Below are 21,849 nucleotides of genomic sequence, written 5' to 3' on the forward strand. Positions count from 1 at the left end.
ATGCGCGCGGCCGTCGACGCCCTCGTCTCCCCGCACCCCCTCGGCGAGCGCATGCCCGCCGTCTACACCGACGACGACTTCACCCAGCGCTTCACCCAGGCCCTGGACGAGGTCCTCGCGCCGGTCTTCACCGTGCTCGACTGCTTCGCCGCCTACCTCGACCCGCGGCTGGCCCCGGCGGACTTCGTGGACTGGCTGGCCGGCTGGGTCGCGCTCGACCTCGACGAGAGCTGGTCCACCGCCCAGCGCCGCGAGCTCGTCGCCCGTGCCGTGCGCCTGCACCGGTTCCGCGGCACCAGGAGAGGTCTCGCGGAACACGTCTGGCTGCTCACCGGCGGCCGCGTCGACGTCGTGGACAGCGGCGGCACCACGGCGTCGGCCCGCCCGCAGGGCCCCCTGCCGGGCAGTTCGCCCGCGCACGTGCTGATCCGCGTCCGGGTGCCGAACCCGGACGCGGTCGACCACGCGCGGATCACCGCTGCGGTGCGCCGGATGGTGCCCGCCCACGTCGCCACGACCATCGAGGTGACCACATGATCGTCTGTCAGACGTGCGGGGAGCACAACGCGCCCGGCACGGAGTTCTGCGGCAGCTGCGGCGACTTCCTGAAGTGGACCGGTGCGCCGGTGCAGGCCGGTCCGGTCCGCCCGGACACCGCCGTGCAACAGCAGCCGCACCACCGTCCACAGCAGACAGTGCGACGCCTGCCCCAGCCAGGCGACCTGATCTGCGGCCAGTGCGGCTCCGGCAACGTGCCCAGCAGGCGGTTCTGCGCCGTCTGCGGCCACTCGCTGCACGACGCGGTGACCGAGAAGCAACCGTGGTGGAAGCGCTGGCTGCCGGGCAGGGGACCGAAGGTCAGGGAGAGCGGCAGCCGCCCGCCCAGGACCCGCGCGAGCACCAAGGTCCGCCAGGGTATCGGCAGAGCGGTCCGCTGGGGGCTGGTGCTCGCGGTGCTGCTGTTCGGCGGTCTGTACGGGTTCTCACAACCGTTCCGCGCCAACGTCAACACGCAGGTGATCGAGGCGAAGAACACGGTCGCCGGCATCTTCGTCGAGGACTGGGTACCGGTGCGGCAGAGCTCGATCTCGGCCGCACAGGAACGTCCCGAGCACCCCGCGAAGCTGGCCATGGACAACGACAAGGGCACGTTCTGGTCCGCGCCCACCGACCCGCGGACCGCGGCGCTGACCATCCAGTTCGACCACACCACGGACCTGCGCCGGGTGATCGTCTACAGCGGCGACCCGAAGAAGTACCTGGGCTCCCAACGGCCGCAGCGCCTCACGCTCGTGTTCGACACCGGCAAGACCCACGACATCACCCTCACCGACCAGCCGGACCAGCAGGAGCACGCCATCAAGAACGGTGACGGCGTCAAACAGGTCCAGGTGCTCATCGCGGGCGTCTACCCGTCCACCGAGAGCACGGACACGGTGATCAGCGAGATCGAACTGTTCGAGAAGCAGGTGAAATGACCGTGCGCGCACTTCCGTTGCTGCTCGTGGCGTTGCTGGTGATGCCGGTTCCCGTCATGCAGGCCCAACCGGCCACGCCCGAGCCGTTCACCATCGGGTTCACCGGCGGCGACGACATCCTCACGGTCGACAGCAACGGAAACGCGCGCACCAACCTGACCGACGACGAGAACGAGCAGTACGACCCGGCGTTCTCGCTCGACGGCACCAAACTCGCCTACGTCGACGAAGACCGCGTCATGATCGCCAATGCCGACGGCACCGACCCGAGGCGCCTCAACGACGAACGGCTCAGGCAGTCGCAGCCCGCGTGGTCGCCGGACGGCTCGATGATCGCGCTCGTCACGTGGATCCCGGACGGCGAGGGCTCGAACCCCGTCGTCCAGATCCACACCGTCGCCGACGGCGTGCGGATCGGGGAGATCCCGATCCCGGAGCACCTCGACGCCGAGGACACCCAGCCGGACTGGTCACCGGACGGCAGAACCATCGCGATCACCAGGCGCTCCAGCACCATCACCGCACCGCCACCGCGGATCACCCAGCCCGACACCGACCTGCCGGCCCGCCGGGGCAGCACGTTCGACCTGGAACAGGTCGTGCACACGCCGCGCGTCCCGCCGAAGCCGGACGTCGTCGTCCTCATCGACATCAGCGGATCGATGCGGGACGAGCTCGACAGCGTCAAGAAGACCCTGAACGACATCATCGCCGAGGTCCGCACCCTCCAGCCGGAGACCCGGTTCGGCATCGGCTCCTACGCGGGGCCGGAGAACGAGGGCCGGACCTTCACCCCCCACGTGCCGCTCACCGAGAACGTCGGCGACTGGCAGGACAAGGTCGACATCATCGTGAACGAGGGCTCCACCGAGGTGTGGGCGCACGCGTTGATCCAGACCGCCACGGGTGCGTTCGACTTCCGCCCCGACTCGAGCCGGGTCGTCGTGGTCATCGGTGACGAGGGCACCGCGGAGGGGCTCATGCCGGGCGGCACCGACACCGTTCCGAACGCCATCAGCGCCTTGCAGGCCAAGAACATCCGGTTCGTCGGCATCGACAGCGGCGGCCTGAACCAGTTCGGGCAGGCCGACCGGTTCGTCACCGCCACGAACGGGTCGCTCAAGACGTTCGACGAGACCAAGCCGGGCGAGATCAGCACCGCGATCCTCGACGGCATCAAGGACCTCGACGTCACGGTCACCCCGGTTCCGGAGTGCGACAACGGACTCACCGTCGCGCTCGACCCCAGCGCGCCGGTCACCGTTCCCAGCGGAAAGGACGCCGGGTTCACCGAGAGGTTCACGGTAGCCCCGGACGCCACGCCCGGCAGCACCCTGCGCTGCACCATCGAGTTCCGGCTCAACAACGAGCAGCAGGCCAGGCCCGGCCACGTCCAGACCGTCACCGTCCGGGTCGCCGGCCCCGCCGAACCCCTGGTGCGCGTCGACGACGTGACCGTGCAGGCGCAGGACGCCACCGGCGCCACGATCACCTATGAGGCGAGCGCCACGGACAGCCAGGGCCGGCCGCTCACCCCGGCCTGCACCCCGCCGTCCGGCACGAGGTTCCCGATCGGTATCACCACGGTGACCTGCACCGCCACCGACGGGCAGGGCCGCACCGGCACCGACACCGCCGTCATCACGATCAGCGCCGAGCAGGACCCGGGCGGTCCCGAGGTCTGGCTCGTCACGCCCGACGGCACCAGCCAGACCAACCTTTCCGCGCGCCTCGGCGAACCGTGCCGCAACCGCGTCAGCCAGGACCCGGCGTGGTCACCGGACGGCAGGAGCCTCGCCATCACGCAGGACGGGCACATCTGCGCGGCCGGCGCCGACGGCGGCGGAGCCCGCGTGGTCGTGTCCAGCAGCGAGGACGTCGTCCGCCCGCGCGGCCCGGCGTGGCTGCCGGACGGCACCAGGATCGTCTTCCAGGCAGCGGAGGCCGAGGCCACACCGGACCTCTGGACCGTACCGGTGGCGAACGGCACCCCGGAGCTGTTGACCCGCAACGGAAGCCAGCCCGCCGTGCGACGGCTTCCGCGTCTCACCGTGAGCACGGCCGCCACGCCGGCCGAGGTTCCGTTCAACGGCAGGACGACGATCGAGGTCACCGTGGCGAACACCGGTTTCGCACCCGCTCCCGCCACGCTCACCGTGACCGTGCCACCGGGTCTGCGCGGCGGGCCGGTGGGCGGCGACCTCGGCTCGATCGCGCCGGGGGAGCGGAAGGTCGTCAGCGGCGAGGCCACCGGCGTCACGGCCGGGGACCACGTGGTGACCGCCGCGGCCGGCACGATCACGTCCAGCGTCACCGTCAAGGTCCTGGAGCGAACGGGATCGCTGTCGCTCGCCGTGGCGGCGAGCCCGCAGCCCGCGTTCGTCGGCGGTGACGACGTGACCGTGACCTTCACACTGCTCAACAGTTCCGGCTCGACGCTCACGGACGTGCGGGTGGTCGCGTCGGCGTTCGGCTGCGTGCCCGACTGCCCGGCCGGCATGCTCGGGCCGGACGGCCGGACGGAGGTCAAGCTCACGATCCCGGCCACTCAGGCGGTCGACCGCGAGCTGGTCGCCGTCGTGATCGCCACCGGACCCGACGAGGACTCGCTCGACAACGTCGCCGCCACCCGGATCGTCGTCAGGCAACCGGTGCTGACCCTCGACCAGCAGGCCGGTCCGCTCGGCGGGGTGGTGCTGGCGCAGGGCAGGGACTTCCCGCCGGGAGCCAGGATCAGACTCGGCTGGACCACCGGCATCTCCGAGGCACCGGGCGAGCTCACGACCGCGGACGGCACGTTCTCCGCGCAGATGCTGGTCTTCCACAACGACGCCGACGGACCGAGGCAGGCACAGGCGACACCGGTCGAGGGCACGAGGTTCGGCGAGGTGAGATCGGAGGACTTCCTCGCGCTGCCGAACACCGTGCAGCCCTCGGACTTCGTCGAACGCGGCTGACCTTCCCGAACGGGCAGAGAAGTGCGCACCCGTCCACGCCTGTGCCGCCGCTTCCGGACGGCCGCGGAAGAAGGAGACTGCTAGTCATGGGAGCAACTGCCACACTGTCCACTTCGGACCTCTCGGTCGCGCCGGGCGCGGACGTCACCTGCCAGGTGGTGGTGCGCAACGCGGGCGAGCTGGTGGACCAGTTCACGATCGACGTCGTCGGCGAGGCGGCGTCGTGGAGCCACGCCGAACCGGCCGTGGTCAACCTCAACCCCGGCGAGTCCGCACCGGTGCTGGTCCGGTTCGCGCCACCCCGCGAGCCCGGTGTGTACGCGGGCTCGGTGCCGTTCGGCGTGCGGGTGATCTCCCGCGAGGACCCGCACGGCTCGGTCGTCGAAGAGGGCGTCGTCGTGGTCGGCGCGTTCACCGACGTGGCCGCGGAACTGGTGCCCGCCAAGGCCGAGCGGGCGCGGCGGGCGAAGTACGAGGTCGCGATCGACAACATGGGCAACTCGCCCGCGCTGCTGCGCCTGCGGGCCGTCGACCCCGAGGACGAGCTGGACTTCCGGCTGGACCGCACCGAGATCGAGCTGCCACCCGGCACCACGGCGTTCGTCGCGCTGCGGGCCATGCCGCGCAGGACGTTCCTGCGCGGTGAGCCGCAGCGGCGCCCGTTCCAGGTCGAGATCACGCCGGAGCTGGGCGACCCGATCCTCGCCCAGGGCACCATGGTCCAGCGCCAGCTGCTGCCGAAGTGGTTGCTGCCGGCCCTGATCGCGCTCCTGCTGATCGCGGGGGCGTTGGTGGCGCTGTGGTTCACGGTGCTGGCGCCCGCGGTGAAGTCCGCGGCGCGCGAGGCGATGCAGCAGGAGAGCAAGGAGATCAAGGAGAAGGCCGACGAGGCGGCCAGCGCGGCCGGAGCGGCCAAGGACGAGTCGAAGCAGGCCGCCGCGAACGCCGGTCAGGCACTCGACGCGCTGGGGATCAAACCGGGCGACACCGGAGCCACGCCGACGTTGCCCAAACCCGCGGAGAGGGGCGAGCCGGTGACGTTCCGGATCGACGTCACCGCGCCGATCGTGGCGAACACCGGCTCCTTCACCGAGGTCACCTTCACCCCGCCGGACGACAAGAAGACGTTCTTCATCAAGGACATCTTCTTCGAGAACGCCAAGGGCGACACGGGCACGGCCCAGCTGGTCCGGGACGCGGGCGGGACGCGCAGCACGGTACGGGTGATCGGGCTCGGGAACTTCCGGGACCGCGACGAGCACTTCCAGGAACCGCTGCGGTTCCAGCCGGGCGAGAAGATCGTGTTCCGGGTGAGCTGCCAGAACCCGCAGCCCAAGGGTGCGTGCACGCCCTCGGTCGTCCTCAACGGGCGCTCGGAGTGAACCCGGCTTTCGCTCTGGATAAGGCCTTCACCCTAGATCAGACCTTCACGGAGTGCGAAGGCCACCGCGTGGGCGCGGTTGCGCAGCTGGAAGCGGTTGGTGATGTCGTGCAGGATCGACTTCACCGTCCGCTGCGAGTAGCACAGCCGCTCCGCGATCTCGCTGGTCTCGAGGCCGTCGGCGATCATCCGCAGTACCTCGGTCTCGCGGCTGGACATGCCGGCGAGGTTCAGTCCGTTGGGGCGCAACACGTTGCGCTGAAGCTGCGAGACGCGGCCGAGCAGCCGTCCCAGCAGGTCCGCGGGCAGCGAGCCCTCCCCGGCGTGGGCCGCGCGGATCAGCCGCACCAGCGTGTCGGGGGTGGCGTCGGCGCGGCGCAGGACGGCGGACACCCCGCTGCCGACGACGTCGAGCAGCTCGGAGTCGGCCACGTCGCCCGCGATCAGCACGATGCCGGGGTTCGGCTGGCACTGCAGCTTCCTCAGCAGCTGCAGCACGTTCTCGTCGAGGCGTTCCGCGACGACGAGTGCGACGCAGCTCTCGGCGGTCTCCGGCTCGACGAGCCTGATCTCCGGGCGGGACCGCAGCGCGACGGTGACTCCCGCGCGGGTGATGGAGTCGGTGGCGTGCAGGACGACGGTAACCGGTTCGGCGTTCATCAGCTCCCCTTCTGACGTCGGCTCCTCCATGGTCCTGCGGGCACGTCCCGGCCGACAGGGGCACTTATCCCGGACTGTCCCGAAGCGTGTTCACCGCCTGGGCCCGATCGGCGACCTGCAGTTTGCGCAGGATGTTCGACACGTGGTTCCGCACGGTTTTGGTGCTCAGGAACAACTCCCGCGCGATCGTGGCGTTGCCCTTGCCCGCCGCCATGAGGTTCGCGACCTCGCGTTCGCGCCCGGTCAGCTCCGGCAGCGTGCTCGGACGTGGTGCGGTGGCGAAGAAGTCGAGCAGCCGCGTCGCCACGGCCGGGCTGAAGATCGCCTCGCCGTCGCCGACCGCGCGCACCGCGTCCACGATCTGCCGTGGCCGCGAGGACTTCACCAGGTAGCCCCGCGCCCCGGCGCGCATCGCCGCGAACACCGACTCGTCGTCCTCGAACATGGTCAGCACGAGCACCCGTGCGGACGGCCGCGCGGCGACGATCCGGCGCGTCGCCTCGATTCCGCCGAGGTCGGGCATGTTGAGGTCCATCACGATCACGTCGGGCTGCAGCTGCTGCGCCAGCGCGACCGCGGGGGTGCCGCCGGACGCCTCGCCCACGACGTCGATGCCGCCCTCGACCAGCGTCGCCACCACACCACGCCGGAAGAGCGGGTGGTCGTCCACGACGAGGGCGCGCAAGCTGATCATGAGACCGGCAGCGCGGCCGCGAGTCTCGTGCCGCCGTCGCGGCCTGGTTCGACCAGGCAGTTCCCGCCGAGATCGCTGGCGCGCTGCCGCATCGACGCCAGCCCCACACCGGAGCCGGCCTCCCCGGCGGCCCCGACACCGTCGTCGGCCACCACGACGTGCAGCTCGGCGTCGAACCACAGCCGCACCTGGCACGTGCGCGCACAGGCGTGTGTGACGACATTCGTCAGCGCCTCGCGGATGATTCGGTACGCCGCCACGCTCACCGCGTCGGGCAGTGGCGGGATCTCACCGAGCACCACGACATCGATTGTGACGCTGTGCAGCCGGGTCCGCAGGGTCGCCACGAACTCCTCGACCGCGCCGGCCAGACCGAGCCTGGCCACCGACGACGGGTTCTCGTTCGCGACCAGCGCCTTGATGTCACCGATCGCCGAGTGCACCTCGTCCTCGAGCACCGCGAGCAGCCTGGCCGCGGCCACCGGGTCCGAGGTGAGCAGCTGGCGGGCGGACCGCAGCCCGAGGGCGACCGCGGCGAGTGAGGGGCCGACACCGTCGTGCAGGTCGCGCAACACCGTGCGGCGGGCTTCAGCCACCCCCCTGGCGCATGTCTCCGCGGGCACGATGAACTGGCGACGCATGCTCGCTCCCTCCCACCGATGACGTCGCTCCCACGACAGCGCCCGTTTCCGCCATTCCCGATCGTGTTACAGCAAGTCCCTCGATCGGCCGACACGCAGTGGAGTGACGGGTCGGTTGAACTCGCGACAGAGCGGGGAAGACACCGCGGCCGTTGAGCGATCCGGAGGTATTTGCGCACCGAACGGCGGCTCTTACAGGTATGGGAGTCGAGGTCCACGACCCTCGCTGGCTCAGCGCCGTGCCGGGAGCCGAGCTCGTGGTCGGGCTGGACGAGGTGGGTTCGCACGCTGCCGACGGTCACCGGGTGACGGTGTCGATCGACCTCGTGCCGGGCAACGTGTCGATGCTGCGGGGGATGGCCGCCGAGGCGGTCGGGGCGGGCGCGCGCAAGGTCCGCGTGCGGCCACACGGCGTCGACCGGGTCGACCTGGTCTACGCGGCCGTGGAGCTGAACCGGGTCGCCGAGGACGACGCCGTCGAGGTCCAGTTCGACGTCACGTCCGCCGCGCTGCTGCGGGCGGACCCGCTGGCGTTCGTGCAGGTCGATCCGCTCGTGGTCACCGCGGACGGGACGGTCGTGCCGATCTGCGCCGGGCTGGAGCGGTACGCGCTCGGGTCGCTGGGGTCGCTCGACGAGCTGCTGGCCGCCTGGGACCCCGAACCGGTGCGCGACCTGTGCCGGGTCGCCCTGGGCCGGGCGCTGGCCGACACCGGCCCGCTCGTGTCCTGGTACGAGCACCTCACCCGGACAGCAGCCGGGATGCGGGCCGGGTGTTGATCACGAGGTCCGGCATGACACCGCACTCCTCCGCCCGCGCGCAGCCGTAGTTCAGCCAGTCCAGCTGGCCGGGCGCGTGCGCGTCGCTGTCGATCGAGAACGTGCAGCCGGCGTCGGCGGCGAGGCTCAGGAGCCGGCGCGGGGGATCGAGCCGCTCGGGCCGTGAGTTGATCTCCACCGCGGTGCCGTGCTCGGCGCAGGCCTCGAAGACCCGTTCCGCGTCGAACTGGGACTCCGGCCGGCCCTTGCCCACGACCAGGCGGCCCGTGCAGTGGCCGAGGATGTCGACGTGCGGGTTGCTGACCGCGTTCACCATCCGCCGGGTCATCTCGGCGCGGGGCATCTTCAGCTTCGAGTGGACGCTCGCGACGACGACGTCCAGCCGTGCCAGCAGGTCCTCGTCCTGGTCGAGCGAGCCGTCGTCGAGGATGTCGACCTCGATGCCGGTGAGGACCACGAACGGCGCCAGTTCCGCGTTCAGCTCGGCGACGACGCCGAGCTGCTTCTCCAGGCGTTCCCTGCTCAGTCCATTCGCGACGGTCAGGCGCGGGGAGTGGTCCGTCAGCACCATGAACTCGTGGCCGAGGTCGCGTGCCGCCTCGGCCATGTCCCTGATCGGGCTGCCGCCGTCGGACCAGTCCGAGTGGACGTGGCAGTCGCCCTTGAGCTGTGCGCGCATCTCCTCGCCGCCGGTGATGTCGACGTGCCGCAGCTTCGCGAGGTAGGCGGGTTCGCGGTTCGCGAGCGCGTCCGCGATGACACCGGCCGTCGACTTGCCGACGCCCTTGAGGTCGGTGAGCGTGCCGAGCTTCGCCCGCTTCTCCACGTCGGCGGGGTCGAGGCCGGCGAGGACGGCGGCAGCGTTGCGGAACGCCTGGACGCGGTAGGTCGGCTCGCCGGCCCGTTCGAGGTGGAACGCCACCTGCTTCAACGCCTTGACCGGATCCATACCCCTTCCTACCCCATCCCGATCGCGCGCGGCGGGCAGTTCTCGCCTACCCGGGCGGCACGATCCGCCCGAGCCGTTTGCGCACACCCTGCTCCTGGGACCGGGCCACGGTCGCGGCCAGCTGCTCGCACGCCCGCTCGATGGCCTGCTTGGCCTCGTTGCGCTCGCTGGTGATGGCGCTCAAGATCAGCCCGGTCAGCGCCACCGACCCGTTGAACGCCTGCAGCACGATCATCGTGGCCAGCAGGTCGTCCTGGGCGAAGCGGCCACTGGCCGCGGACATCACGGCCGCCACGGAGATGATCGCGGCGCACGGCGCGGCGATTCCGTGCTGGAACCGCAGCGCCGCCCAGATCAGCATCGGGAACACCAGGAACAGCAGCCGCGACTCGGCCGTTGTCACGAACGACACCAGTACCGCGGTCACGACCAGCAGCACGGCGGCCTCGGCCAGGCGGCGCGGCGGGACGCTCCAGTGCCGGGGCAGCGTCAGCAGCAACGGCGTGAACACGAGCACGCCCATCGCGTCGCCGGTCCACCACACCGACACCACCGCCGGCACGTCACGCCACGGGATCACGCCGCCGATCCGCAACGCCGCCGTGCCCACGACCGCGCTGATCAGCATCGCGCCGAGCGCTCCCGCGAACACGAGCAGCAGCGCGTCCTTCAGGCGGTCGAGCGACGGGCGGAACCCGAAGCGGTTCAGCAGGTACCAGGCGGCGAGCGGCGCGGCGGTGTTGCCGAGCGTGATCAGCAGGGCCGACCCCGGCGGCGCGCTGAGCGTGATGTTGGTGGCGAACGCACCGAGCGTGATGCCGGGCCAGATCCGGTGGCCGGACATCAGCAGCGCCGCCACGGAGATCCCGGTCGGCAGCCACAGCGGGGTCACCTGGCCCTCCACCAGGGCCAGAACCAGGCCGACCTGGGCGGTCGCGTAGTACGCGACCGCGACCGCGACGATCGTGAGGGCGGTGCGGAGTGCGGCGTTCACCGGCACATGCTGCACCTGTGCCCACCTGACCGCCAGACCTCGCGACAGGCCGTACCCACCTGGACTCACTCCGTGGATGAGCCCCGCCGGAAACGGTGGCTGGTCAGCGCATCCCGGTTCGAGCACACTGGTACCCGTTGGTAACAAGCCGCTCCAGGGGGACGCATGAAGACCGTGTTCACGACCTGTCCTCTCTGCGAAGCGACGTGCGGGCTGGAGCTGACGGTCGAGGGCGACCGCATCACGAAGGTGCGCGGCGACCGCGAGGACGAGTTCAGCAGGGGCTTCCTGTGCCCCAAGGGCGCCTCGCTCGGCACGCTCGACGCCGACCCCGACCGGCTCCGCGGCCCGCTGATCAAGCGCGACGGTGAGTTCCAGGAGGCCACCTGGGAGGAGGCCTTCCGGTACGTCGACGAACGCCTGAAGGACTTCCCGGACCGCGACACCGTCGCGCTGTACCTCGGCAACCCGGTCGTGCACTCGCTCGCCGGCGGCCTCTACGCCGGACCGCTGCGCAAAGCCCTGGGCAGCCGCAACGTCTTCACCGCCAGCACCGTCGACCAGATGCCCAAGCACGTCCAGGTCGGCCTCATGTACGGCGGCGTCTTCTCGATCCCGGTACCCGACATCGACCGCACCGACTTCATGCTCCTGCTGGGCGCGGACCCGTTCTCGTCCAACGGCAGCTTGTGGACGGTCCCGGACGCGCCGGGCCGGTTCCGGGAGCTGCGCGAGCGCGGCGGCCGGTTCGTCGTCGTCGACCCGCGCCGCAGCCGCACCGCCCAGGCCGCCGACCAGCACGTCGTGATCCGGCCGGGCACCGACGTGTTCCTGCTGCTCGCGTTGATCCACGAACTGTTCGCGCAGGACCTGGTCGACCTCAAGGACCTCGCGAGCCACGTCACGGACCACACGGTGATCCGCGAGCACGTCCAGCCGTTCAGCCCGGACGCCGTCGAGGCCCGAACCGGTGTCGGCGCGGCCACGATCCGGGCGCTGGCAAGGCAGTTGGCCTCGGCCGGGCGGGCCGCCGTCTACGGCCGGATCGGCACGACGACGGTCGAGTTCGGCACGGTCGCGTCGTGGGCGGTCGACACCCTCAACATCCTCACCGGCAACCTCGACCGGCCCGGCGGTGTGATGTGGCCGCTGCCCGCGCACGGCAGGCGCGGATCGGGACGCGGCAAGGGGTTCGGCACCGGCCGCTGGCACAGCCGGGTCAAGGGGCACCCCGAGGTGCTGGGGGAGTTCCCGGCCGTGACGATGGTCGACGAGATCGAGACGCCGGGAGCCGGCCAGGTGCGGGCGCTGCTCACGATCGGGGGCAACCCCGCGCTGTCGCTGCCGAACTCGGCCCGCGTGAACGACGCGCTGTCCTCATTGGACTTCATGGTCAGCGTCGACCCGTACCTCAACGAGACCACGAGGCACGCGGACGTCATCCTGCCGACGCCGCCGCCGTCCCGCCGCGACCACTACGACATCGCGTTCCTCAACAACTCCGTGCGCAACGTCGTGAAGTACTCGCGCGCGGCGATCCCGTTGGAGCAGGACAGGGTCGACGAGACGGACATCTTCTTCCGGCTCACGACGATCCTGAGCGGCATGGGACCGGAGGCCGACCTGGACGCCATCGCCGCGGTCCAGCTGAACGACCTGAGGCAGCAGCTCGGCGCCGACTTCGAACCCGAGGGCGAGACGCGCGAGGAACGCTTGCTGGACCTGAAACTCCGCACCGGAGCCTACGGCGTGACGCTGCGGCAGCTCCTCGACCACCCGCACGGCATCGACCTCGGCCCGCTCACCTCGCGCCTGCCGGAGATCCTCCGCACGCCGTCCGGCAAGGTCGAGCTCACCCCGCAGCCGATCGTGGACGACCTGCCGCGCGTGCGCGAAGCCCTCGGCACGCCCGAGACCGAGATGGTGCTCGTCGGCCGCAGGCACCTGCGCACCAACAACTCCTGGATGCACAACGTCCCCACGCTGGTGAAGGGCAAGCCGTTGTGCACGCTGCTCGTCAATCCCGGCGACGCCACCCGGATCGGCCTCACCGACGGCGCCACCGCCCAGGTCACCTCGCGCGTCGGCAAGATCGAGGTGCTGGTCGAGGTCACCACCGACATCGCGCCGGGCGTCGTCTCGATGCCGCACGGCTGGGGCCACGACCAGCCCGGCACGCGGCTCACCGTGGCGAGCGAGCACGCCGGCGTGAACGTCAACCTCCTCACCGACGACCTCCGCATCGACCCGCTCTCGGGCACCGCGGTGCTGAACGGCACGCGCGTGCGGATCGCGCCGACCGGAAGCAGTGCGGTGTGGCACTGATCACACTGGACGCGCATGAGATCGCGCGGTGAGTGACGGCGACGAGCTTGCCGTTCGACGTCGAATCTTTGGTGGGTCACCCAGAAGTGCGAGGCCTCGTGAGGGAGGTCCTCCACGAAGCGAACTCCCATTTCGCCAGTGTTTTGCGGGTAAGGAAGTTCGCGCTGCTCATCAGGGATCTGTCCCAGGAGGAAGGTGAGCACACGCGGACGTTGAAGTTGTACTGCGCCTTCACTCTCAGTTGTACGAAGGCCTCTGCGAGTAACCCGTACGTACGAGAAATCCAAAAACAGGTACATCCACCCTGGCGGTTTCCCTCCGCTCAGGGCAGAGTGGGATACCAAGCGGCGCCAGGCCCCCTCCCCCCTCGGGCCCAGCCGCTTCGCGGCCCCGGCTCACGGCGTACTCCCCCCAGACGCCCTTGCCGGGGCCGCCTTGTATTTCCGGGACGGCTAGCCGCGTGGCGGTGCGGTCGTTCCGCGCACGATCAGTTGCGTCTCCGCCACGATCTGCGGAACCTCGCTGTGGTCCGAGTCGAGCCGGTCGAGCAACAGGTTCACGGCCGTGCGTCCCGCCTGTGCCACCGGCATTGCCACCGTTGTCAACGCGGGTGAGCACAACGCCGCGTAGGTGAGGTCGTCGAACCCCGTCACCGAAACCGCGCCGGGCACCGAGATCCCGCGGTCCCGCAGTCGTGCCAGCACGCCCAGCGCCATGATGTCGTTGTAGGCCACGATCGCGGTCGTGCCGGCCGCCACGGCCAGATCGGCCGCCTGCAGGCCGCCTTCGTAGCGCGGCGCGAACGGACCCAGGTCGACCAGGTCCACCTTGTGCCTCGCGACCGCCGACATCAGACCGCGGCGACGCTCCTGGTTGGACCAGGACGTGCGCGGCCCGTTGAGGTAGGCGATCCGCCGGTGTCCCAATGCGACGAGATGGTCGATGACCGCGTGCATCCCGCCCGCCGAGTCCATCAACGCGGCCGGCACGCCCGGCAGACGCCGGTTCAGCAGCACCAGCGACGTCACGCCCGCCACCTCGTACACCTGCGAGTCCTCCAGGCCCGGCGCGCACAGCACGACGCCGTCGACCTGCTTGGCCATCGCGTGCACGAGCGTCGCCTCGGCGACTGGGTCCTCGTCGCTGTCCGCCACGAACACCGCGTAGTCCGCCTGCATCGCGCGCGCCTGCACGGCCTTGAGCACGCCCGTGAAGAACGGGTTGTCGAGGTCGGGCACGACGATGCCGATGTTGCCGGTCCTGCCGGTGATGAGTCCCCTGGCCGCCCGGTTGGGCTGGTAGCCGAGGTCGGTGGCGGCGGCCAGCACGCGCGACCGGGTCTCCGGTCGCACGAGGTCCGGTGACGTCAGCGCGCGTGACACGGTCGCGACCGACACGTGCGCCCTGCGTGCCACGTCGCGAATGGTGACTGCCACTGGTACCTCGCCCTCGGTTGCCGGTTGAAGACAATCATGGCGGGCCGGGTGTTAAGTCAAGCCCGCGGAACGGTTCCGGTCGGCCGGTCGGTGCCGGACCGGAACGCGTCCGCGAGCGGCGAGTCCGAAGTGGACAGCGGCGGCCCGCCTGGATCCGGCACGGTTGACAAAGCGGAACGGTGTTCCGTATCGTTCCGGAACGTCGCTCCGCTTGAGCGGCAGACTACCTCGAAGGGAACACGATGACCGTCTTCACGGTGAGCCCTGTCGTGCTCGGCGTCCCCGGCAGGCCCGTCGACCTCCAGCTCAAGGCCTCCTGGCCGGCCGAGGGTGACGAGCTGCCGATCCTTCTGCTGTCCCACGGGCACGGCTACTCGAACCACCTGTCCTCGCTCAACGGCTACGCCCCGCTCGCGAACCACTGGGCGGAGCAGGGCTTCGCCGTCCTGCAGCCGACCCACCTGAGCAGCAGGACCTTGAACCTGCCCGCCGACACCCCCGGCGCACCGCTGTTCCCCCGAGCACGGGCGGAGGACATGACGCGGATCCTCGACCGGCTCGACGACATCGAGAAGGCCGTGCCCCAGCTGCGCGGCCGCCTGGACCGCGACCGGGTCGTGGTGGCCGGGCACTCGATGGGCGGTCACACCGCGAGCCTGTTGCTGGGCGCGCGGTACACCGAGAACGGCGAGGAGGTGGACCTGGCGGAACCCCGGATCAGGGCGGGCGTGCTGCTCGGTGCCACCGGCCGCGGTGACGCGCTCACCGACTTCGTGCGGGAGCACTACCCGTTCATGGCCACCACGGACTTCTCGGCCATGACCACGCCCGCACTGGTGGTCGCCGGCGACGCCGACGCCTCCGAGCACCTGACCACCGCGGGTCCCGCCTGGCACGCCGACCCGTACCACCTGTCACCGGGCGAGAAGGACCTGGTCACGCTGTTCGGCGCGGAGCACGGGTTCGGCGGGGTGTCCGGGTACGACGTCGCCGAGACCACGGACGAGAGCCCCGAACGGGTCGCGGCCGTGCAGCGGCTCACGACCGCCTACCTGCGCAGTCAGCTGTACAAGACCGACGACTGGCAGGAAGCCCGGGACTGGCTCAGCGCGAGCGAGCCCGGTACGGCCGAGGCCAAGGGCTAGTGCTGCACTAATGCGCGTCAGGCTCGGGGTTGCGGCCCGGCCGTGACAGGAACTCGAAGTCGCAGCCCTCGTCGGCCTGCGTGATGTGCTCGTAGTACAGGGCGCCGTACCCGCGTTCGAACGTCGGCGGTGGCGGTGTCCACGCGGCCCTGCGCCGCGCCATCTCCTCGTCGGAGATCTCCACCCGCAACACCCGCGCCTCGACGTCCAGCGTCACGAGGTCGCCGTCGCGCACGAACGCCAGCGGCCCGCCGACGTGCGCTTCCGGTGCCACATGCAGAACGCAGGCACCATAGGAAGTTCCGCTCATCCGCGCGTCGGACACCCGCACCATGTCCCGGACGCCCTGCTTCAGCAGCTTGTCCGGGATCGGCAGCATCCCGTACTCCGGCATGCCGGGCCCGCCCTTCGGGCCGCCACCGGCCAGCACGATCACCGAGTCCCCGGTCACCTCCAGATCGGGTGCGTTGATCCGTGCCCGCAGATCCTGGTAGCCGTGGAAGACCACGGCGGGCCCGGTGTGCCGCCACAACGCGGGATCGGCCGCGACGTACTTGATGACCGCACCATCAGGAGCCAGGTTGCCGCGCAGCACGGCCAGTCCGCCCTCGGGCGAGATCGGGTCGTCCAGCGGGCGGATCACCGCGGGGTCGTACACCTCGGCGCCGTCGAGGTCCTCGCCGAACGTTCGCCCGGTGACCGTGATCCGCTCGAGGTGCAACGACTCCCGCAACCGCGACAGCAGCCCGCGCAGCCCTCCCGCGTAGTAGAAGTCCTCCATCAGATGCTCGCCCGCCGGCTGGACCGACGCGAGCACCGGCACCTCGCGCGAGAGCCGGTCGAAGTCGTTCAGCGACAACGGGATCCGTGACCGCCCGGCCATCGCGATCAGGTGGATGTACGAGTTCGTCGAGCCGCCCAGCGCCAGCACGGTCCGGATCGCGTCCTCGTAGGCCGCCGCCGACAGGACGTCGTCGATGCCCAGCCCCTCGCGCACCATCTCGACGACCCGCGTCCCGGACGCGGCCGCCATCCGGTGGTGCGCCGAGTCGACGGCCGGGATCGACGACGCCCCGGGCAGGGTGAGTCCCAACGCCTCCACGGCGGCCGTCATCGTCGAGGCCGTGCCCATCGTCATGCACGTGCCGGGGGAGCGGGCCAGCCCGGACTGGATCTCCGCCCAGTCCCCGGACGTGATCGTGCCCGCCCGCTTCTCGTCCCAGAACCGCCACATGTCCGTGCCGGACGCGAGCTTCTCGCCGCGCCAGTGTCCGCGCAGCATCGGCCCGGCGGGCACGAAGACCGTCGGCAGGCCGGCGGAGGCCGCGCCCATCAGCAACGCCGGCGTGGTCTTGTCGCACCCGCCCATCAGCACGCAGCCGTCGACCGGGTAGGAGCGGAGGATCTCCTCGGTCTCCATCGACAGCATGTTCCGGTACAGCATCGGGGTCGGCTTCTGGAACGTCTCCGACAACGTGGAAACCGGGAACTCCAACGGGAATCCGCCCGCCTCCCACACACCGCGCTCGACCTGCTGCGCCCGTTCGCGCAGGTGCATGTGGCACGGGTTGATGCCACTCCACGTGTTCAGGATCGCGATGACCGGCTTGCCGAGGTGCTCGGACTGGTTCAGGCCGAGCTGGCGCATGCGGGCGTTGTGCGAGAACGCCCGCAGTCCCTCGCCGTCGAACCACTCCCCGCTGCGCAACGTCACAGCAGGCCCCAGGAGTCCAGCAGCACACCCACCGCCGAACGATCGGCCTCGTCCAGCACCGACGCGGGCGGACGCACGTCCCGGCGGCACAAACCGAGCTGTGCCAGCGCTTCCTTCACCACCGACACGTTGTTCGCCGACTCGTTCGCGGCGCGCAACTCCTCGAAAGTCCTGATGAACTCCCAGAACTCCATCGCCGCACCGAACTCGCGAGCCTGGAGGGTGTTGAACATCTGCACCGACAGCTGTGGTGCCACGTTGGCGAGCCCGGACGTGAAGCCCGTCGCCCCCACGGCGAAGTAGCCCGGCGCCGACAGCTCGGCGAGCCCCGCGATCCACGTCAGCCTCTCCAGCCCGGCGTCCCGCGCGACCGAGGCGAACCGCACCGGATCCGGCACCGCGTACTTGACGCCGACGACGTTCGGGCAGGCGTCCGCCAGCGCGGCGATCCGTGCGCCGCTGATCCGCGGGTTCCGCACGTACGGGACGACGCTCAGTTCGGGCACCGCGTCGGCGATCGCCCGGTGGTACTCGACCCACCCGTCCAGCGAGACGTACGGGTGCACGGGCTGGTGGATCATGACGCCCCGCGCGCCGGCCCGGTCCGCGAACCGCGCCGCGGCCACGGCGGAGGAGAGGTCGTGCCCGACCCCGGCGACGATCGCGGCCCGGCCACCGGCCGCGTCCACGGTGATCCGCAGCGCGCGTTCGGTCTCGGCGGCGGACAGCGTGTAGAACTCGCTGGTGTTGCCGTTCGCCGTCACGACCGAGACGCCGCCGTCCACCATCCGGTCGACGACCGCGGCGTAGCTCTTCTCGTCGATCGCCCCGCCGGCGTCGAACGGCGTGACGGTGATCGCCACGACGGACGCGAGCTGCTCGGTCAGGTCATCGAACGACATCGGGAAGCTCCTCGGCAACGCGGTCGGCGAAGGTCTGGATGTGGTGGCGGAGCAGGCCGGCCGCGACGTCGGCGAAGCCCTCCTGCGCGGCGACGAGGATCGCGCGGTGCTCGGCGGCCTCGTCGTCCCAGGTCGGGCGGAGGCCCCAGCCGGCGACGGTGATCAGCGCGGCCTGGTCGCGCAGCCCGTCCAGGATCTGGATCATCACCGGGTTGCCGCACCCGGCGTACAGGGCGCGGTGGAAGCGGCGGTTCGCGAGGCTGCGCCGGGCCAGGTCGGCGACGTCCTCCAGGACTGAAGCGGCGCTGGAGAAGTCAGCGCCCAGCGCGACCGAGCGGCGCAGTGCCTCGGGTTCCAGTAGCAGCCGCACGTCGTAGACGGACCGGGCCATCGCGGCGTCGACCGTGCGGACCGCGACGCCCTTGTACGGGCTCATCACGACGAGTCCCGACCCGGCGAGCGTCTTGAGCGCCTCGCGCACCGGCGTCTTCGAGACGTCGAGCGTCGCCGCGAGATCCGTTTCCACGAGCGCCTGCCCGGGTTTCAGTTTTCCGTTCAGAATCGCTTCTTTGATCGATTCCAGAACGAAGTCCGTGCGGGACGCGGGAGGCGCTCCCGGCCGGTCATACATCATATATGAGACCTTAACCGCAGCTGGAGACGCAGGTCAACGGTCTGATGTGGGCTGGGCAACGTCGTTGTATCCGCGTTGAACCAACTTCCTCGCCGGCTCGTTCTGAAGGTGTTGGTCACCGCCTACGCGGGACTGGAAAAGGAGAAATCGAGTGCATCGTTCCGCGTAACCGCGTCCATTGGCGCGGCCGCCGGCGCAGGGCACCGAACGTCCTGGGCACCGACGAGTTGAACGAGAACGACATGCTGATGGAAGAACTGCCACCGGAGGCCGCGCTGGACGGGCCTCCACCGCACGCGGACGACCTGCTCCAGCGCACGCTGGGCACGGTCCGCGATGAGAGACATCAGGCCGTGCGCCGCCGAGGGCGGATCACGGCCGTGTCGTCGACCCTCGTGGTCGCCGGAGTGCTCGCCGGGGGCGTCTGGGTGGGCCAGGGGATGGGAGACGCGGTCCTGGAGGGAACCTCGCCGGCGGGCGCGCACATGGCCGTGCGGGTCACCGACACCGAGGGCGGCCTGAGGCTGGTCGCGACGGTCGACGGCGTGCGGGACGGCGAAGCCTGCTGGCTGGTCGTGCACACGAAGGACGGCAGGACCTTCACCGCCGGCTCGTGGCGGGCGCACGCCGGTGAGGTGACCTTGGCCGGGTCCGCGATGGTGCGGGCGGAGAACGTGGCCGGGGTCAGCGTCGTGAACCACGACCGCCGGCCGCTGGTGACCGCGAACCAGTGACCCGCCGGGATTTGACCCTCCTGTTTCGGCGATGTCAGCATTCGGACATGCCTGCCCCCGCGGTCCGCCCCGTCGCCCGGCCGATCGGCAAGCTGTAGCCGTGGTCCGGAACAAACCGATGACCCTCGTGGTCGCGGCGCTCGCAGTCCTCGTGCTCGCCGGCGCCGCCGCTGTCTACGGAACGTCCGGCACGGACCAGTACGTGAGTGAGCTCGACCAGGTGCTGGACGAGCCGGAGACGCCGAACGTCGTCATCCGGTGCGGCACGAACGAGGAACGCCACCTCAACGCGGACAACCCCGTCGTCTCGCCCGGCCTCCCGTTCGGCGCACACCACACGCACGAGTACGTGGGCAACAAGTCGGCCGACGCGATGTCGACGAACGACTCTCTCGCGGCCGCGCCCACCACGTGCGAGAAGGGCGACCTGTCGACCTACTACTGGCCGGTGCTGCGCCTGACCGACGGCACAGGCCACGACGCGCACGCGGACGGCGGTGGCGTGCACGGCAACACAGGTGAGGTGCTCGAACCGAAGAGCGTGGAGGTCCGGTACGAGGGCAGCCCGGTGAGCGCCGTGCTGCCGATGCCGCGGTTCCTGCGCCTGATCACCGGCGATCCGTCGGCGTTCACGAACGGTTACGGACCGACGACCAGGGCCCGGTGGGGCTGCGCGGACCGGCCGGGTCGCTTCACGACGAAATACCCGCTGTGCGGAAGCGCGACCACGTTGCGCAGCTACGACTTCGGCAGCTGCTGGGACGGCAGCAACACCGACAGCCCGTCGCACCGCACCCACGTGGTCTTCCCGCTGGCGGGCGGCGCGTGCCCGCCGAAGACGTTCCCGATCCCGCGCCTGCGCGTCACGGTCGGCTACGACGTTCCCGCGGGCCGGCCGTTCGCGATCGACAGCTTCCCCGAGGAGCTGCGCGACCCGGCGACCGACCACGCGATGTTCATCAACGTCATGCCCGAGGCGGTGATGAACGAACTCGTCGGCCACCTCAACCGCTCCCGCTAACATGCCCCGTTTCCTTTCTTCGAAATCTCGTTGAACCAAGACCCGTCTCCGCTCGTGTGTCGGCTGAGGTCTTGAACAGGACGCCCGCAAGTGGTGTTCGCGGGCGGGGAGGAGTGGGTGGATGGCGGCTTTGTTCTCCCGCAAACGGGAGACCGCGGCCGACGAGGCACTGATCCGATCGCTCTACGAGGAGCACGGCCGGGCGCTGCTGGCGTACGCGACGCGGTTGACCGGCGATCGGGCGGCTGCCGAGGACGTGGTCCAGGAGACCCTGGTCCGAGCGTGGCGCCATCCCGACGCCCTCGTGAACGGCAAGGGATCGGTGCGCGGCTGGTTGCTGACCGTGGCGCGCAACATCGTCACCGACCGGGTACGTGCCAGGGCGGCACGCCCCCAGGAGGTCGCCGAGTCACCGGCGACGCCTCCGATCGAGCGCGACCACGCGGACCAGGTGGTCGACTCGGTGGTGGTGCTGGAGGCGCTCGACAGGTTGTCCTCCGACCACCGCGACGTGCTGATGGAGATCTACTTCCGCGGCCGTAGCGTGACGGAGGCGGCGGAGGCGCTGGGAGTGCCACCGGGCACGGTGAAATCAAGATCGTATTACGCGTTGCGAGCCTTGAGGGAGACCTTTGGCGGTCAGAAGGTCGCACTGAAGGGGGTGGCCGGATGACCACGCAGCACGACCCGCAACTGCTCGGTGCCTACGTTCTCGGAGCACTGGACGAGCAGGAGGTGCGTCAGATGGACCAGCACCTGGCGTCCTGCCCCGACTGCGCGCGCGAAGTCGAGGAGCTCCGTGACATGGAGGCCTTCCTCGGCGAGGTTCCGCCGGAGGCCATGCTGGACGGGCCACCCGAGGGCGGCGACCTGTTGTTGCAGCGCACCCTGCGCCAGGTGCGCTCCGAACGAGGCGGCGTCACCCGGCGTCGTCAGTTCGCGCTGGGTGCCGCGGCGGCCGTCGTGGCCGCGGTGGTGCTGGGCGCCGGTGTCTTCGTCGGTAAGGCCACTTCGCCCGATGCGGACGTGGCCCTTCCCACCCCGACGGTGGCACCGGACCCGGCGGGCACCAAGCTCGCCACGTTCACGGACCCGGTGACCAAGGCGTCGATGACCGTGAAGGTCGTCCCCGCCGCGGGCTGGGTGCGCACGAACATGGCGATCAACGGCATCCCCGAGGGCGAGAAGTGCCGGATCTTCGTCGTCGCGAAGGACGGCAGCCGCCAGGAGGCGGGTTCCTGGGTGGTGTCCAAGAAGGGCGCCGCCGAGGGCACGAACCTGGACGGTTCCGCGTTGGTCGACCCCAAGGACGTGCGGTCCGTGGTGGTCGAGAACTTCGCGGGCAAGAAGTTCGTCGAGGTGCCGGTCCCGGCGTGACCGATGGCAATGGGGCCGTCCCTTGTGG

General features: G+C 70.5%; 20 protein-coding genes. 11 read left to right on the forward strand and 9 right to left on the reverse strand.

From position 1 onward, the window contains the following. From ACRSBM_RS07695 to ACRSBM_RS07710, 4 genes are all read left to right on the forward strand, one after another. On the forward strand, window positions 1-537 hold the full coding sequence (locus ACRSBM_RS07695; protein WP_434441110.1) for a phage tail protein: 537 nt from the start codon (window positions 1-3) through the stop codon (window positions 535-537). Beyond that, window positions 534-1,478 (forward strand): NADase-type glycan-binding domain-containing protein, encoded by a 945-nt coding sequence (locus tag ACRSBM_RS07700; protein WP_434441113.1) that lies wholly within the window; start codon window positions 534-536, stop codon window positions 1,476-1,478. The genes ACRSBM_RS07695 and ACRSBM_RS07700 overlap by 4 nt, the downstream gene beginning before the upstream one ends. Then, complete coding sequence (locus ACRSBM_RS07705; protein ID WP_434441116.1) at window positions 1,475-4,435, forward strand: VWA domain-containing protein; 2,961 nt, start codon at window positions 1,475-1,477, stop codon at window positions 4,433-4,435. Before ACRSBM_RS07700 ends, ACRSBM_RS07705 begins: the two co-directional genes overlap by 4 nt. An 86-nt stretch (window positions 4,436-4,521) precedes the next feature. Beyond that, a complete protein-coding gene (locus ACRSBM_RS07710) occupies window positions 4,522-5,817 on the forward strand; it encodes a COG1470 family protein (RefSeq protein ID WP_434441118.1) in 1,296 nt (431 codons plus the stop codon). A 32-nt stretch (window positions 5,818-5,849) separates the two neighbouring features. Here ACRSBM_RS07710 and ACRSBM_RS07715 read toward each other — a convergent pair whose 3' ends face one another. The 3 genes from ACRSBM_RS07715 to ACRSBM_RS07725 form a co-directional block, all read right to left on the reverse strand. After that, window positions 5,850-6,476 (reverse strand): response regulator transcription factor, encoded by a 627-nt coding sequence (locus ACRSBM_RS07715; protein ID WP_434441121.1) that lies wholly within the window; start codon window positions 6,474-6,476, stop codon window positions 5,850-5,852. Window positions 6,477-6,540: 64 nt separating this feature from the next. Beyond that, complete coding sequence (locus ACRSBM_RS07720; protein WP_434441129.1) at window positions 6,541-7,170, reverse strand: response regulator; 630 nt, start codon at window positions 7,168-7,170, stop codon at window positions 6,541-6,543. After that, a complete protein-coding gene (locus tag ACRSBM_RS07725; protein ID WP_434441131.1) occupies window positions 7,167-7,811 on the reverse strand; it encodes a sensor histidine kinase in 645 nt (214 codons plus the stop codon). Before ACRSBM_RS07725 ends, ACRSBM_RS07720 begins: the two co-directional genes overlap by 4 nt. 200 nt (window positions 7,812-8,011) lie before the next feature. Between ACRSBM_RS07725 and ACRSBM_RS07730 the strand changes: the two genes are divergently transcribed. Further along, entirely contained in the window at window positions 8,012-8,590 is a 579-nt protein-coding gene (locus ACRSBM_RS07730) for a hypothetical protein (protein WP_434441134.1), read from the forward strand. Here the strand turns inward: ACRSBM_RS07730 and ACRSBM_RS07735 are convergent. Both ACRSBM_RS07735 and ACRSBM_RS07740 read right to left on the reverse strand, forming a co-directional pair. Beyond that, window positions 8,553-9,539 (reverse strand): PHP domain-containing protein, encoded by a 987-nt coding sequence (locus ACRSBM_RS07735; protein WP_434441136.1) that lies wholly within the window; start codon window positions 9,537-9,539, stop codon window positions 8,553-8,555. The genes ACRSBM_RS07730 and ACRSBM_RS07735 overlap by 38 nt on opposite strands. Window positions 9,540-9,585: 46 nt before the next feature. Beyond that, window positions 9,586-10,533, reverse strand: coding sequence for an MASE1 domain-containing protein (locus tag ACRSBM_RS07740; protein ID WP_434441139.1), 948 nt, complete (start codon window positions 10,531-10,533; stop codon window positions 9,586-9,588). Window positions 10,534-10,698: 165 nt separating this feature from the next. Here ACRSBM_RS07740 and ACRSBM_RS07745 point away from each other — a divergent pair, with 165 nt between their 5' ends. Beyond that, complete coding sequence (locus ACRSBM_RS07745; RefSeq protein WP_434441142.1) at window positions 10,699-12,858, forward strand: molybdopterin oxidoreductase family protein; 2,160 nt, start codon at window positions 10,699-10,701, stop codon at window positions 12,856-12,858. Between the two features lie 452 nt (window positions 12,859-13,310). On the opposite strand, the gene ACRSBM_RS07750 is transcribed toward ACRSBM_RS07745, so the two are convergent. After that, window positions 13,311-14,294 carry a LacI family DNA-binding transcriptional regulator gene (locus tag ACRSBM_RS07750; protein ID WP_434441145.1) on the reverse strand — a complete coding sequence of 328 codons (984 nt, stop codon included), beginning with the start codon at window positions 14,292-14,294 and terminating at the stop codon, window positions 13,311-13,313. 242 nt (window positions 14,295-14,536) lie between these two features. Between ACRSBM_RS07750 and ACRSBM_RS07755 the strand changes: the two genes are divergently transcribed. Beyond that, window positions 14,537-15,439, forward strand: a complete 903-nt coding sequence (locus tag ACRSBM_RS07755) for an alpha/beta hydrolase family protein (RefSeq protein WP_434441147.1) — start codon at window positions 14,537-14,539, stop codon at window positions 15,437-15,439. A gap of 7 nt (window positions 15,440-15,446) precedes the next feature. On the opposite strand, the gene araD is transcribed toward ACRSBM_RS07755, so the two are convergent. The 3 genes from araD to ACRSBM_RS07770 are packed head-to-tail and all read right to left on the reverse strand — an operon-like array spanning window position 15,447 to window position 18,686. After that, window positions 15,447-17,153, reverse strand: a complete 1,707-nt coding sequence (araD, locus tag ACRSBM_RS07760) for an L-arabinonate dehydratase (protein ID WP_434441149.1) — start codon at window positions 17,151-17,153, stop codon at window positions 15,447-15,449. Then, window positions 17,150-18,055 carry a dihydrodipicolinate synthase family protein gene (locus ACRSBM_RS07765; RefSeq protein WP_434441151.1) on the reverse strand — a complete coding sequence of 302 codons (906 nt, stop codon included), beginning with the start codon at window positions 18,053-18,055 and terminating at the stop codon, window positions 17,150-17,152. Before ACRSBM_RS07765 ends, araD begins: the two co-directional genes overlap by 4 nt. Continuing rightward, complete coding sequence (locus ACRSBM_RS07770; RefSeq protein ID WP_434453008.1) at window positions 18,042-18,686, reverse strand: GntR family transcriptional regulator; 645 nt, start codon at window positions 18,684-18,686, stop codon at window positions 18,042-18,044. The genes ACRSBM_RS07765 and ACRSBM_RS07770 overlap by 14 nt, the downstream gene beginning before the upstream one ends. Window positions 18,687-18,931: 245 nt before the next feature. Between ACRSBM_RS07770 and ACRSBM_RS07775 the strand changes: the two genes are divergently transcribed. From ACRSBM_RS07775 to ACRSBM_RS07790, 4 genes are all read left to right on the forward strand, one after another. After that, window positions 18,932-19,423 (forward strand): anti-sigma factor, encoded by a 492-nt coding sequence (locus ACRSBM_RS07775; protein ID WP_434441153.1) that lies wholly within the window; start codon window positions 18,932-18,934, stop codon window positions 19,421-19,423. A 100-nt stretch (window positions 19,424-19,523) separates the two neighbouring features. Then, window positions 19,524-20,444: a DUF1996 domain-containing protein gene (locus tag ACRSBM_RS07780; protein WP_434441155.1), complete on the forward strand. Its 921-nt coding sequence runs from the start codon at window positions 19,524-19,526 to the stop codon at window positions 20,442-20,444. A 121-nt stretch (window positions 20,445-20,565) separates the two neighbouring features. Then, window positions 20,566-21,117: a sigma-70 family RNA polymerase sigma factor gene (locus ACRSBM_RS07785; protein ID WP_382428635.1), complete on the forward strand. Its 552-nt coding sequence runs from the start codon at window positions 20,566-20,568 to the stop codon at window positions 21,115-21,117. Then, window positions 21,114-21,821 carry an anti-sigma factor family protein gene (locus tag ACRSBM_RS07790; RefSeq protein WP_434441159.1) on the forward strand — a complete coding sequence of 236 codons (708 nt, stop codon included), beginning with the start codon at window positions 21,114-21,116 and terminating at the stop codon, window positions 21,819-21,821. The genes ACRSBM_RS07785 and ACRSBM_RS07790 overlap by 4 nt, the downstream gene beginning before the upstream one ends. The last annotated feature ends 28 nt before the right edge of the window (window positions 21,822-21,849 follow it).

The sequence above is a fragment of the Lentzea xerophila genome (assembly GCF_051094245.1).
Classification (GTDB): domain Bacteria; phylum Actinomycetota; class Actinomycetes; order Mycobacteriales; family Pseudonocardiaceae; genus Lentzea; species Lentzea xerophila.